The 14,522-nt window shown below is 32.3% G+C and carries 9 protein-coding genes and 1 rRNA gene; 8 read left to right on the forward strand and 2 right to left on the reverse strand.

Annotated elements, in window-relative coordinates; translation table 11 throughout:
* Positions 1 to 245 precede the first annotated feature (245 nt).
* From rrf to AC0UBM_RS00040, 8 genes are all read left to right on the forward strand, one after another.
* Positions 246 to 353: ribosomal RNA gene (gene rrf / locus AC0UBM_RS00005) — 5S ribosomal RNA — on the forward strand.
* 1,136 nt (positions 354 to 1,489) lie between these two features.
* Entirely contained in the window at positions 1,490 to 2,623 is a 1,134-nt protein-coding gene (locus AC0UBM_RS00010) for an efflux RND transporter periplasmic adaptor subunit (protein ID WP_475687147.1), read from the forward strand.
* Positions 2,624 to 2,626: 3 nt separating this feature from the next.
* The gene (locus AC0UBM_RS00015) at positions 2,627 to 5,824 is read left to right on the forward strand and encodes an efflux RND transporter permease subunit (protein ID WP_475687148.1); all 3,198 of its coding nucleotides are present in this window, start codon (positions 2,627 to 2,629) and stop codon (positions 5,822 to 5,824) included.
* Positions 5,814 to 7,130, forward strand: coding sequence for a TolC family protein (locus AC0UBM_RS00020; RefSeq protein WP_475687149.1), 1,317 nt, complete (start codon positions 5,814 to 5,816; stop codon positions 7,128 to 7,130). Before AC0UBM_RS00015 ends, AC0UBM_RS00020 begins: the two co-directional genes overlap by 11 nt.
* A gap of 264 nt (positions 7,131 to 7,394) precedes the next feature.
* Positions 7,395 to 9,623, forward strand: a complete 2,229-nt coding sequence (locus AC0UBM_RS00025) for an NADP-dependent isocitrate dehydrogenase (RefSeq protein WP_475687150.1) — start codon at positions 7,395 to 7,397, stop codon at positions 9,621 to 9,623.
* Between the two features lie 97 nt (positions 9,624 to 9,720).
* A complete protein-coding gene (murQ, locus tag AC0UBM_RS00030; RefSeq protein WP_475687151.1) occupies positions 9,721 to 10,539 on the forward strand; it encodes an N-acetylmuramic acid 6-phosphate etherase in 819 nt (272 codons plus the stop codon).
* The gene (locus AC0UBM_RS00035) at positions 10,529 to 10,759 is read left to right on the forward strand and encodes a DUF6095 family protein (RefSeq protein ID WP_475687152.1); all 231 of its coding nucleotides are present in this window, start codon (positions 10,529 to 10,531) and stop codon (positions 10,757 to 10,759) included. Before murQ ends, AC0UBM_RS00035 begins: the two co-directional genes overlap by 11 nt.
* A gap of 351 nt (positions 10,760 to 11,110) precedes the next feature.
* Positions 11,111 to 11,740, forward strand: coding sequence for an outer membrane beta-barrel protein (locus AC0UBM_RS00040; RefSeq protein WP_414037433.1), 630 nt, complete (start codon positions 11,111 to 11,113; stop codon positions 11,738 to 11,740).
* A 1,608-nt stretch (positions 11,741 to 13,348) separates the two neighbouring features.
* Here AC0UBM_RS00040 and rplS read toward each other — a convergent pair.
* Positions 13,349 to 13,702 (reverse strand): 50S ribosomal protein L19, encoded by a 354-nt coding sequence (gene rplS / locus AC0UBM_RS00045; RefSeq protein WP_414037432.1) that lies wholly within the window; start codon positions 13,700 to 13,702, stop codon positions 13,349 to 13,351.
* Positions 13,703 to 13,827: 125 nt separating this feature from the next.
* Positions 13,828 to 14,505, reverse strand: a complete 678-nt coding sequence (gene trmD / locus AC0UBM_RS00050) for a tRNA (guanosine(37)-N1)-methyltransferase TrmD (RefSeq protein WP_434036578.1) — start codon at positions 14,503 to 14,505, stop codon at positions 13,828 to 13,830.
* Positions 14,506 to 14,522: the final 17 nt, after the last annotated feature.

The raw sequence follows: 14,522 nt of genomic DNA on the forward strand, positions 1-14,522 counted from the left end.
AGTAGTACTAATAACCCATAGGCTTATTGTATGGAAGCCCCCTCTAACTTTATAGTAATATAGAGGACAGTTACTTGCAAGAGTAATGAGGGGCGCATGTTTTTTTATTAAGTTAAAAAAAGAATTATTATTATAAAGTATTTTTAAAATAAAGACTATTAAAGTCCTTTTTCAATATGTTAAGATATTTGCGCATTAGCGCGGTTGATTAGATTGTAAATAATTACATCTAACGATCAACAATTTAAGGTGATTATTGCGATAGGGCTCACCTCTTACCATTCCGAACAGAGAAGTTAAGCCTATTAGCGCCGATGGTACTGCATTTGTGGGAGAGTAGGTCGTCGCCTTTTTTAAAACTAAATCCTCAACATTTATTTGTTGAGGATTTTTTTTGTTTATATACTTTTGGGAAACTACCCCGAATGAGAATACACAAATGGTTTTGTAATGATCTACTTCGATTATCTACTTTTCAAGAAATCAAAATTTAGAATATTTCTTTAAAGGGCGTTCGAGCGGAGTCGAGAACAAATCCAATCATATATTTATGGTTTATTCTTTTTTAAACTTCTCTTCGATAGTGCTCGTAAACGCATTCTTAAATATTGTTTAAAGGTGTTCGGGCTGAGTCGCGATCAAAATTACTGTGGAATAATAAGATCGTTTCATTTTAAAGCCATTATTATCTTCAGTTTTAAATCTGTTGGCTTTTTTTACTTTATAAATAGTAAAATCCTCTTAAGGAAGGAAAAAACCTACTTTTATCGGGTTTATGTAGGATTTTACTATATAATCAATTATAAAATAGTAGTATTATATATATATACGCTAAAATTATGGATATAAATCTCTGAGTTTAGCTATACTTTCGACATGAATTAGTCATGGATCCCCTTCCATTTTATTTCTAACCAAAATAGTTCTCTGACGTAATTGGATCGAAAAATATGAATATTAAGAGTGTAATAAAGTATTGAAGTATCGGAAGGGGTTTTCCTAATGCTATAAAAAAATCTTGCATTATGTTTAGCATGGCAAGGTTTGCATATTCTAACCCATATCACTAAACCGTACTTCCTTTTTTTAATTCTTATTTCTCATTTTTCACGTATTCTTATTATTATAAAATTCTAAATTCATATTTATTTATCTGTGAAAATTCATCCTTTTTAATGGTTTATTAGCGTTTAACTTCATCTTCAACTCCAAGTAAAGCTATAATGAAGACATTCTAGGTAGTCTTAAAATTGCCTAATTAAAAGTGTATATAACTATTTAGCGGCTTTCTGCATCCAATTTTAAACAACTTATATCATTCCTAAAGTGTTGGCTCCAGTTTCTGTTAAATATTACTTCTTTTTTTAATTTTTTATTCTTAGTAATTCACTTACCAATAGTTAATTTATTTTTTATGATTTTTTTAAGACTTTTAAAATTAACTTAACGATAGTTTTACGGTCTTAAGACCAGAAATAAACTTAACTACATGCGAAAAATTTTACTTTCTATTATTGGAATACTTCTAGTTGTATTCTCTATCTTTTTAGCGAAGCGAATGATTGATTCTAAAACCAAACCTAAACCGGTTACTGAAAAGATAATAAAAACTGTTTTTACAGATACCGTAAATAATAAAACCATTCCTATATTAATTCCTGCACATGGAAGTCTACGAGCTAAACGAAGGTTAGAATTGTATTCGGAGGTTCAAGGCATATTTAAACCAAGAACGACTTTATTTAAGCCTGGCCAAGTGTATAATAAAGGCCAAATTTTAATCGATATTGACGCTTCAGAGCATTACGCGAGTGTGCAATCTGCTAAAAGTAATTTGTATAACGATATTGCGGCCATAATGCCTGATTTACGTTTCGATTACCCAAAGATTTATCAAAAATGGCAAGATTATTTAGTGAATTTTAACATGGATAAAGCGACGCCTAAGTTACCAGAAATGCCTTCAGAAAAGGAAAACTATTTTATTACTGGTCGAGGAATTGTTTCTAGTTATTACACTGTGAAAAATTTAGAACAGCGCTTAACGAAATATAGAATTACCGCACCTTTTAATGGTATCTTAATTGAGGCCTTAGCAACAGAAGGTTCATTAGTTCGTAGTGGTCAAAAATTAGGAGAATTTATCGATCCATCTATTTATGAAATGGAGGTGGCTTTAAGTAAGTCTTATGCTACTTTATTAAAGGTTGGAGAGGAAGTGACTCTTAATAATTTAGAACATACCGAAACTTATTCGGGTAGTGTAGCTAGAGTAAATGGAAGTGTTAATATGGCTACACAAACCATTACTGCATTTATTGAAGTTAAAAACGAAGACCTAAAAGAGGGAATGTATTTAGAGGCTAAATTAAATGCCAAAGAAGAAGCGAATGCTATTGAAATTGATAGAAGTTTAATGCTAGATGGCGATAAATTATTTGTGGTTAAAGGGGATACGCTAGATGTGTTAGATGTAAATCCTGTGTTTTATTCTGAAACCACGGTTGTGTTAAAAGATATTCCTAATGGAACTGTTATTTTAGCAAAACCAGTTCCCGGAGCATATGCGGGTATGTTAGTCAAACCATTTTCAGACGAAACAACTAAAGCAGATAATATATAAGTTATGAGAAAAATTATAGCTTATTTTATTAAGTATCATATTGCTGTAAACATTTTTATTATTGCATTTATAGCTTTTGGTACATTAGGGATATTATCTTTAAAGTCATCTTTCTTTCCTTTAACAGATTCCAAAATAATTAATGTAAATATTACTTATCCTGGAGCTTCTCCTCAAGAAATTGAAGAGGGTATTGTCTTGCAGATTGAAGATAACCTTAAAGGATTAAAAGGTATAGATAGAGTAACATCGACTTCCTTAGAAAATAGTGGAACAATTACTGTAGAGATTGAAAAGGACGAGAATATAGACTTTATGTTACTCGAGGTGAAAAACGCGGTAGATCGCGTGCCTTCTTTTCCTACGGGTATGGAACCTTTAGTGGTTTCTAAACAAGAAGCGATACGCGAAACCATTTCCTTTGCTTTAAATGGTGAAAATGTTCCGTTAGCTACATTGAAGCAAATTGGGCGTCAAGTCGAAAATGATTTACGTGCTATTGATGGTATTTCTCAAGTTACAGTAACAGGATATCCGGAAGAAGAAATTGAAATTGCAGTTAACGAAGTGAGTTTACAGGCTTTTAATTTAACTTTTAATGAAGTTGCCAATGCGGTGTCCTCTTCAAATATTTTAATAACAGGAGGTAATATTAAAACCAATACTGAAGAATATTTAATCCGAGCCAATAATAGATCGTATTATGGAGACGAGCTCTCTAATATAATTGTAAGAGCTACACAGGATGGTAGAATAATTAGGCTAAAAGATGTCGCTATAATACGGGATCGTTTTTCTGAAACACCTAACGCCACCTTTTTCAATCAGGAATTAGCCGTTAATATTTCGGTAACGAGTACCAATAACGAAGACCTGATGTCGTCTGCAGATAATGTTAAAGCATATATAGCAGATTATAATCTTAAACACGATAATGTGCAGTTAGATATTGTAAGAGATCTTTCTGTAACCTTAAAGCAACGTACACAACTTTTAACAGAAAATGCCATTGTTGGTATGTTATTGGTGTTATTATTTCTTTCCCTGTTCTTAAATACACGCCTCGCATTTTGGGTCGCTTTCGGACTTCCAATTTCTTTTTTAGGGATGTTTATTTTTGCAAGTCAGTTTGATGTTACTATAAATGTTTTCTCCTTGTTTGGGATGATTATCGTAATCGGGATATTGGTAGACGACGGAATTGTTATTGCCGAAAATATTTATCAGCATTATGAAAAAGGAAAAACACCTGTTCAAGCGGCAATCGATGGAACTATGGAGGTTATTCCTCCTGTGGTATCAGCAATTATAACTACACTCTTAGCATTCTCCTTATTTCAATTTTTAGATAGTAGAATTGGTGAGTTTTTTAGTGAAGTTTCGGTTATTGTAATCTTAACATTGGTCGTATCTCTTATAGAGGCATTAATTATTTTACCAGCGCATTTAGCACACTCTAAAGCATTACGTAAAGAGGTTCCGAAAGAAAATCCAAGTAAATTCAATCAGTTTTTCTCTAAAATGCGAAATATTAATGCATTAGGAGACCGCGTAATGATCTTTTTAAGAGACAGGGTGTATGCACCAACTTTCGACTTTATACTTAAGTTTAAAATATTGTCGTTAGGAATTTTTGTTGGTCTTCTAGTCTTAACAGTTGGGGCTGTTGGCGGTGGCGTTATTGGAGTAACAATTTTCCCTTCAATAGCAAGTGATCGTGTTTCTATAGAACTCGATATGCCAAATGGTACCAATGTAAGAGTTACAGATTCTATCATTTCAATGATTGAAGAAAAAGCGCTTATCGTTAATCAAGAGTTTACCGAGAAATATTTAAAAGATACAGATAAAGAACTTTTCGAAAATACAATTCTATCTATAAAAAGTAGTTCTAGTGCCGAACTAGTTATAAATATGTTACCAGGAGAGGATCGTCCAGATGTGATCAATGCATCATTAGTGGCCAATAGACTTCGGGAATTAGTTGGTCCAGTAATCGGGACAGAACGTTTAATTTTTGGTTCTGGAGGTAATTTTGGTGGTAGTCCTGTTTCTGTTGCCCTATTAGGAAACAATATTGAAGAACTAAAAGCTGCTAAATTAGAATTAAAACGCATTCTAAGTGAAAATGCACTTCTTAAAGATATAGAAGATAACGATCCGGCAGGAATAAAAGAAATTCGTCTAGAGTTAAAAGAATCGGCCTATTTACTAGGTTTAGATTTGTCTTCAGTAATGAGTCAAGTCCGTTCTGGTTTTTTTGGAGCTCAAGCACAGCGATTCCAAAGAGGACAAGATGAAATTAAAGTTTGGGTAAGATACGATAGGCAAAATAGAGAATCGATAAACAACTTAGAAGACATGCGTATTTTTACACCTTCCGGAAGTCGTGTAAGCTTAAAAGATATTGCAAGCTATAGTATTGTTCGAGGAGATGTGGCTATTAATCATTTAGAGGGGAAACGTGAAATTAGAGTCTCTGCAGATTTAAAAGATCCGAGTACTAGTGCTACAGATATTTTAGATGATATTAAAAAAACAACGATTCCAGAATTACAATCTAAATACCCTACAATTTCCGCTTCTTTCGAAGGTCAGAACCGCGAGGCTCAGAAACTGACATCATCTTTAAGCAGTGCAGGAACGGTTATATTACTACTAATCTATATAACCATTGCATTTACATTTAGAAGTTATAGTCAGCCATTATTATTGCTATTATTGGTGCCATTTAGTTTAACAGCTGTAGCTTGGGGCCACTGGTTATTAGGATTCCCAGTAAACGTTTTATCCTTGTTAGGTATTATTGCTCTATTAGGAATTATGGTTAACGATGGATTGGTGTTAATAGGTAAGTTTAATAGTAATCTTAAGGAAGGTATGTCTTTCGATTTGGCATTATCCGATGCAGGGAAATCAAGGTTTAGAGCTATTTTTCTAACATCATTAACCACTATCGCTGGTTTAGCACCTTTATTATTAGAAAAAAGTAGACAAGCACAATTCTTAAAACCCATGGCTATCTCTATCTCATTCGGAATTGCGTACGCTACCATTTTAACACTACTTGTACTACCACTTTTTCTTTCCTTTAGTAATAGTATAAAAACAAATGTTAAGTGGTTGTCTACGGGTAAAAGGGTAACAAAAGAAGAAGTTGAACGTGCCATTAAAGAACAAAAAGAAGAGCATGAATTTTAAAACATATATTTTACTTACTTTAATCTTAGTTTCTGTAACAGTTACAGCACAACGTATCCTGACTCCAGAAGAGGCCTTTACGTTAACCTTAGAGCATAATTATGGAATAAAGATTATTAACAACGATGTTAAAGTAGCCGAAAATAATGCAGCGATCCTAAACTCAGGATACTTACCAACATTGTCGGGTGCTGCTGGTGCTAATTTTAATTTAGATAATACAGAAGCGCAATTCTCTAATGGCGAAACCACAACATTAAACGGAGCAGAAAGTTCGAGATACGATGCTTCTGTAACGTTAAACTATTTGCTTTTTGATGGTTTAGGAAGACAGTACAATTACCAGACGCTTAAGGAGACTTATAATTTGTCACAGTTAGAAGCACGAGAGACTATAGAAAATGTAGTCCTTGAATTATTCGCTGTGTATTATAGCATCGCAAATATTTCGGAAAATAAAGCTTCTTTAGAACAAACCATAAACATATCTAGAGACCGATTGTTACGATCAGAATATCAATTTGAATATGGCCAGAATACTAAATTAGATGTTTTAAATGCTGAAGTAGATATTAATAATGACAGTATTAACCTAATTAATACAAAACAGAATTTAGTAAATACAAAGCGTGATTTAAACGTTATTTTAGGGAATAAGATGGAGTCGGATTTTGAGGTTAAAACCGATTTTGATTTTCTACTACAACTAAATAAAACGGATTTATTAGAAAAAACTAAAGCGAACAACGTGAGCTTGTTACAAGCTAATAAAAATATCCAGTTAAGTGAATTAGGTATAAAATCTAGAAAATCTCAATATCTACCAAGTCTGGGTTTAAGTGGCTCTTACGGTTGGAATAAAAATAATAATAATGCAGCGTCGTTTGTTTCGGAATCTACAAATACAGGACTATCTGGCGGTCTAAATTTGTCATGGAATTTATTCGATGGAGGTACAACGATAACTCAAGTTAGAAACTCTAAATTAATTTTAGAAAATCAGGAATTACAGAAAGAGCAATTAATCTTGGATATTGAACGTAATTTTAATAATGCTTGGGATAACTACCAGAATAAATTATCTATCTATTACGTTCAGGAAGACAATATTAGAACAGCTCAAAATAACTTTGAGCGTACGGAGGAAAAATTTAAATTAGGACAAACAACGTCTATCGAATTTAGACAAGCACAACTGAATTTAAGAAATGCCGAATTAAGTAGAAATCAAGCTAAATTTGATGCTAAACTCGCCGAATTAGATGTACTACAAATTAGTGGCGAATTACTTAATATAGCCTTGTAGTGATAAATTTACCATGATTTGTGGCCGCAAACGTTATAAAATGCTGATTTTTTGGAGGGTTAATTACTGTTTTTACAATAAATTCTTATTAAAATTTTAAAAACAGTTGTGTTTTTAGAGTAATAAATGCATTTTTCTTATAAAAGATGTGATACTTGTTTGAATACAGCATAAATAAATTTTACGTTTTTTGTATCTTTGCAATTCGTAAAAATAACGCTATATTTTTCGACCATAAAAAACTACATAAAACAATCTAAAATAATGGCAATTAGCTCAAAAATTATTTACACAAAAACCGACGAAGCTCCGGCTTTGGCAACTTATTCTTTTTTACCTATTGTACAAGCGTTCTTAAATCCTTCGGGAATTAATGTGGAAACTAGAGACATTTCTTTAGCAGGACGAATTATTGCTAACTTTTCAGACTTTGTAACTAAAGAGCAACAAGTACCAGATGCTTTAACCGAGCTTGGAGAATTAGCTAAAAATCCAGAAGCAAATATTATAAAATTACCTAATATTAGTGCTTCTCTTCCTCAGCTTAAAGCGGCAATTAAAGAATTACAAGAAGACGGTTATAAATTACCTAATTATCCAGACGAACCTAAAACTGATGCCGAAAAGGAAATCAGGTCAAGGTACGACAAGATTAAAGGTAGTGCTGTAAATCCTGTTTTACGTGAAGGAAATTCTGACCGTAGAGCTCCTAAAGCCGTAAAAAATTACGCTAAAAAATTCCCACATTCTATGGGAGCTTGGAGTGCAGACTCTAAAACACATGTTGCGACTATGTCTGAAGGCGATTTCGCAAATAATGAGAAATCTGTAACTTTAGGTGATGCTACATCTGTAAGCATTCAGTTTGAAGATGAAAATGGAAAGACAACAGTATTAAAAGATAAATTAGACCTTTTAAAAGGTGAAATTATCGATGGTACTGTAATGAGTAAAAAAGCATTAATTGCCTTTTTAGAAGCTCAAATTAAGGATGCCAAAGATAAAGATGTGTTATTGTCTTTACATATGAAAGCGACTATGATGAAGGTATCAGACCCTATCATCTTTGGTCATGCTGTACGTGTATTCTTTAAGAATGTTTTCGCAAAACATGAAGAAACTTTAGAAAGTATTGGTGTCGATGTTAATAATGGTTTTGGAAATTTATTAAGTACGATTGAAGTTTTACCAGAAGATAAACGTAACGAGATTCTTGCAGATATAGACGAAGCGTTTAAAAATGGTCCTTCTTTAGCTATGGTAAATTCTGAAAAAGGAATTACTAATTTGCATGTACCTAGTGATGTTATTATCGATGCTTCTATGCCAGCAATGATTCGTACATCTGGACAAATGTGGAATGCTGAAGGAAAACAAGAAGATACTAAAGCTATTATTCCAGATAGTAGTTACGCTAGTATTTACGAAGCGACTATTAATTTCTGTAAAGAACATGGTGCTTTCGATCCTACAACAATGGGAACTGTTCCTAACGTTGGTCTTATGGCACAAAAAGCAGAAGAATATGGTTCTCATGATAAAACTTTCGAAATCGCATCAGCAGGTACAGTACGTGTAATAGACGCAGATGATAAAGTATTAATTGAGCATACTGTTGAAGCTGGTGATATTTGGAGAATGTGTCAGGCAAAAGATGCGCCTATCCAAGACTGGATTAAATTAGCAGTAAGTAGAGCTAGAGCAACAAATATTCCTACTGTATTTTGGTTAGACAAAAACAGAGCGCACGATGCCGAATTAATTAAAAAAGTAGAAAAATATTTACCAGATCACGATACTTCTGGATTAGATATTCAAATATTATCTCCAGAAGAAGCGACTTATTTTACATTAGCGCGTATTAAAAAAGGAGAAGATGCTATTTCTGTTACAGGAAATGTATTACGTGATTATTTAACAGATTTATTCCCAATTTTAGAATTAGGAACAAGCGCTAAAATGTTATCTATCGTTCCATTAATGAATGGGGGTGGATTATTTGAAACTGGTGCTGGTGGATCTGCTCCAAAACACGTACAACAATTATTGGAAGAAAACCATTTACGTTGGGATTCATTAGGAGAATTCTTGGCATTGGCGGTTTCATTAGAACATATGTCTGAAAAGACTAACAATGATAAAGCATTAATTTTAGCAGATGCTTTAGACGAAGCTACAGGAAAATTATTAGACAACGGAAAATCTCCTTCTCGTAAGGTTAAGGAATTAGATAACCGTGGAAGTCATTTTTACCTAGCTTTATATTGGGCAGAAGCTCTTGTTAATCAAACTAAAGACGCAGATCTTAAAGCGACTTTTACAGATGTCGCTAAAGCTTTAGCAGAAAATGAGGCTAAAATTGTAGAGGAATTAAATGCTATTCAAGGTAACCCAGTAGATATTAAAGGATACTACTTACCAAGTGTAGAATTAACGTCTCAAGTGATGCGTCCAAGTGCAACTTTAAATGCTATTTTAGAAACTATATCTTAAGAAAATAAGCATATTTTTATTCAAAAAGACTCCATTAATGGAGTCTTTTTTTGTTATAAGGTATATGGTAACTTTTACAAATTTGTATCTTTACAACATGGATTTTATAAAAACTACCGAAGCCGATTCTAAGTACAATAATCTAGAAAGTATGTCTGTTTCAGATTTATTAGTTAATATTAATAATGAAGATAAAACAGTACCACTGGCCGTGGAAAAAGCGCTTCCTAACATCGAAGCCTTAATAGAACAAACCGTTGCCAAATTGAAAGAAGGCGGACGTATATTTTATATGGGAGCTGGAACTAGTGGTAGACTAGGAGTTTTAGACGCCTCAGAATGCCCGCCTACGTTTGGAGTGCCTTCTAGTCTTGTGGTAGGGATTATCGCAGGTGGAGATAAGGCGATTCGTGATGCAGTGGAATTTGCAGAAGATTCTACCACACAAGGTTGGAACGATTTATTAAAGTACAATGTCTCGACTAAAGATGTTGTTATTGGTATAGCTGCTTCAGGAACAACACCGTATGTTATTGCTGCACTAGAAATGTGTAATTCTAAGGGTATAGTTACAGGTTGTATAACGTGTAATCATAATAGTCCGCTATCGCAAACAGCTCAATTCCCTATAGAGATTATTGTAGGTCCCGAATTTGTTACGGGAAGCTCACGAATGAAAGCTGGAACAGCTCAGAAATTAGTTCTGAATATGATTTCTACCGCAACCATGATTCAATTAGGAAAAATTAAAGGGAATAAAATGGTCGATATGCAATTGAGTAACGATAAGTTGGTCGATCGTGGTATCAAAATGATTATGTCAGAATTAAATATTTCCTATAACGATGCCGAAATTCTTCTTCAAGAGTATAAAAGTGTTAGAAACGTTTTAAAGCATGCCAATAATGGAAACTAAAAGAACAAATAAAAAGATTTTAGTCGATGGATTAAAAAAAATGGTCATCTCTCTCGGGTTGATGTTTCTAGGGCCATCCTTAATTCATATTGCATTTACAAATACAGAAAAACCACTCTATATTCCTCTTTTAATTTTAGGTATTGTGGTTTGTGGTCTTGCCGTTTTTTTCGCCTTTAAAGGATTAAAAACCATTATGGATAGTATGTTTAATAACTAATTTAAGCAGTTCGTTATTTGTTTTTTTATTCTATTTCGGATTTTGTTATTCAATTCTCATCTATTAATCCATTGCGTGTCGCTATTCTATCTCACAATAAAGATTGATTTTACTTTTTTTGTTACATCTGTTTACTTATAATTATAAAACTATCAGGTATAGAATTTTTTTCTATTGATTACATCTGGTGTTTTAACATTTAATTATCAAAATAAAATATTAAAGCTTGCACGTCATCAATTTTTTTATACTTTTGCCGTCGATTTGATTTTTCGGGAATATTAAGCATTAAAAAACTATGAAAATGCAATTTAACTTCCTGAACGTGAATTAATTAAAAAGATAATAATTATGAAGACAAGAATTACTTTAACATTAGTTGCTTTATTTGCTTTTGGATTTGCTCAGGCACAAGATCAAGAAATTACTAAATCACAAATCACTTCTGAAATGAGAACAGCTAGAGGTGTTTCTTTTGAAGAAGGTGATATGTTCGTTGAAGGTGGTATTTCAATCACTACTGATGGAGACAATACAAGTTACGGGATTAACCCAAAATTTGGATACTTCATTTCTGATAAAATTGCTGTAGGAGGGGATTTAGATTTCGGTGGAAGTGACACTGATGGTGGAAGCGAAACTGATTTCTTTGGAATTGGAGCTTTTGCTAGATACTATTTCTTAGAATTAGATCAAAAACGTTTCAAAGCTTATGGAGATGTAGGTTTAGGATATGGTCACTCTCGTGTTCAAGCTAATGGAATTGATAACACTAACAATGATATCAAAGCTAACATAACACTAGGTTTAAACTATTTCTTTACAAAAAACTTTGCTGCAACATTTGTATTAGCTGATATTTTAACTTACAACAATGCAAACCCAGAAGATGGAGATTCTTCTAACAGTTTTACATTAAACATCAACTTATTCAACAACATTTTTGCACAACCTCAATTTGGTTTATTATACAAATTCTAAATAGTTCACACTATTATATTTTAAAAAGGCAGTCTGTATAGACTGCCTTTTTTGCGTTATACTAATTTCTATAAGTAGCTTTATTGCCATAATGATGAAGTTTAGAATGAGATACATAACAATGAAAATTGCAAAAGTAGTTCTGGCATATGTTGTAAAAATAATAGCGTCCTATAAATCATTTACAAACAGTAAATGATTGTATTGTCTATATGCCCTAGTGTATTTTTTTTTATGAAACTCAAGTATTTAGTCAGAATGCTATGTATCTAGACAAGGGGTAGAGTAGGTTGACTTCAACCGTCTTTTATTAATCTTCTCTGGGTTGAGAAGTACCCGTTAAGAAATTTTAAATAACTAGACCTAAAAATAAATATTTATTAAGGAGGACTCTATTTTAAAAGGTGGTGTGTGGTATTGAAAAATATGTAATCTTTTATGAGAAGAAAAGCATTTAGTTTCTAAATAGATGTTCTTAATCCGTTGGTAGAAGAGTTGCATGTAAAACATTTTGCAATCACGGATTTCACTATCAATCAAAATAAAAGAAGTTATTTGTTGACTAATATAACGAGCGATTTCCGAGGTCGCTCGAATACTGTTTAACTATTTATCTTTCTTCTTTAAAGTATATAAAATAGTAAAGAGGTTATGTTTTTTTAAAACCAGGCAAGATAGTTTATTGTTTATTATGGTCGAGGATATAATACATGTACTATGGAACTAATTACTCTTATTACTTCATTATAAGTACCCTATTAATTACTTTATTAATTGATAGACATATGCTTCTAAAAAAGCCTTTAGTAGTCATTTTAAGGGGAGGAATACAGAATTCAGTCACAGTATATATATAATTGCAACAAGCAACAATACCGTTAAATTGACTTTATAACTTACACATAGATTCCATATTTAAATTATTGAGGATACACTGTTTCGAGAAAGGGGAAATAAGGTTTTAGTACGTGATCTTATATAATCTCAATAAGAGTTAAAATTAGGACAAAATAAAAGCCATATCAGTATAGTTAAACTATTTTGATATGGCTTTCTCTGAAATAGCATTTTAAATTTACTAGTCTTTTGACTAATTACGTTCGGATATAAATCTTACTTGTTTTCATTAAACTGAACTATTTCAAAAATGAAACATTTATGTTGTAACGTTCAAAATGTATTTACTAGCTACCAAATGTTTCTATTTAATTGTTTTTCTTTATGTTTTTACTTTCATCTCTATAAATACAAATACAGTATAAACATTGTTTTCAATTTAATCTTAACTTTCGTTATATGGACAATCTTTGAAAACTTTCAATCTTAATAGTTAACCTTGCTATGCAATTTTCCTTTTTAAGACATCATGATTTTTCAAGCAAATTCATGCTCTACAAAATCTAAAAAAACAATTATTAAAAGAACGTTTAATACTTTAATGTAACCTAGAGTATTAATTGTTTTATAAAGATAAGAAATGTTTTTAGTTTTTAGAAGCATTTTAACATTTTAGATATCAACAACTTATAAACTGCACTTATTAACTTTTGTTCATAAAAAAAGTCCCAACACATAATGCTGGGACTTTTTAGTATGATAAGTAGAAAACTATTTGTTTCTTCTTTCTTTAATTCTTGCTTTTTTACCAGTAAGACCTCTAAAGTAGAAAATACGAGCTCTACGCACTTTACCTTTTTTGTTGATCTCTATTTTTTGTAAAGCTGGCATATTCACAGGGAAGATACGTTCTACACCTACAGTACCAGACATTTTTCTGATAGTAAATGTTTCAGAAGCACCTGAACCTCTTTTTTGAATAACTACACCTCTAAAAAACTGAGTACGTACTTTTTCACCTTCTCTAATTTCGTAGTACACTGTAATAGTGTCTCCAGCTCCAAATGCTGGAAATTCTTTTTTTGTAACAAATTCGTCTTGAACAAATTTTATTAAAGATTCCATATCTTTATTTTTTTATAATAGTTAATCCAAAGCAACATTCACGATTTTCGCCAGAGGTTGGTTCGAAATTGGGTGCAAAAATAGTGATTTATTTGTTATCTACAACCTATAGTTGAAAATATTATTTAATCTTTTAATAAGTCTGGTCGGCGCTTTTTTGTATGCTCAAAGGCTTGATTTTCACGCCATTTTTCTATTTCTGGAAAATTTCCGCTAAACAATATTTCAGGAACTTTTAATCCTTTGTATTCTCTTGGGCGTGTATAAATAGGTGGCGCTAACAAATCGTCTTGAAAAGAATCTGTAAGTGCCGATGTTTCATTTCCTAAAACTCCAGGAATTAGTCTTATAATGGAATCACATAAAACCGCAGCTCCTAATTCTCCTCCAGATAAAACATAATCACCTATCGAAATTTCTTTAGTTATAAATAAATCGCGCACACGCTGGTCTACACCCTTGTAATGGCCACAAAGAATAATGATGTTCTCCTTCAGGGATAACGTATTTGCCATACCTTGTTTCAAGGTCTCACCATCTGGAGTCATGTAGATTACTTCATCGTAATCTCGTTCGGACTTTAATTGAGAGATACATTTATCTATAGGCTCTATAAGCATGACCATACCTGCGCCTCCACCAAACTGATAATCGTCTATGGTCTTATAATTATCCGTTGTATAGGTTCTTAAATTATGAAAGTGAACTTCGACTAAGTTTGCATCTATGGCACGTTTTAAAATTGAAGCTTCAAATGGGCTTTTCAGTAATTCAGGTAAAACGGTTATGATATCTATGCGCATGGCTTTATTTTAAATAA

This window comes from Formosa sp. F44 (assembly GCF_056238645.1).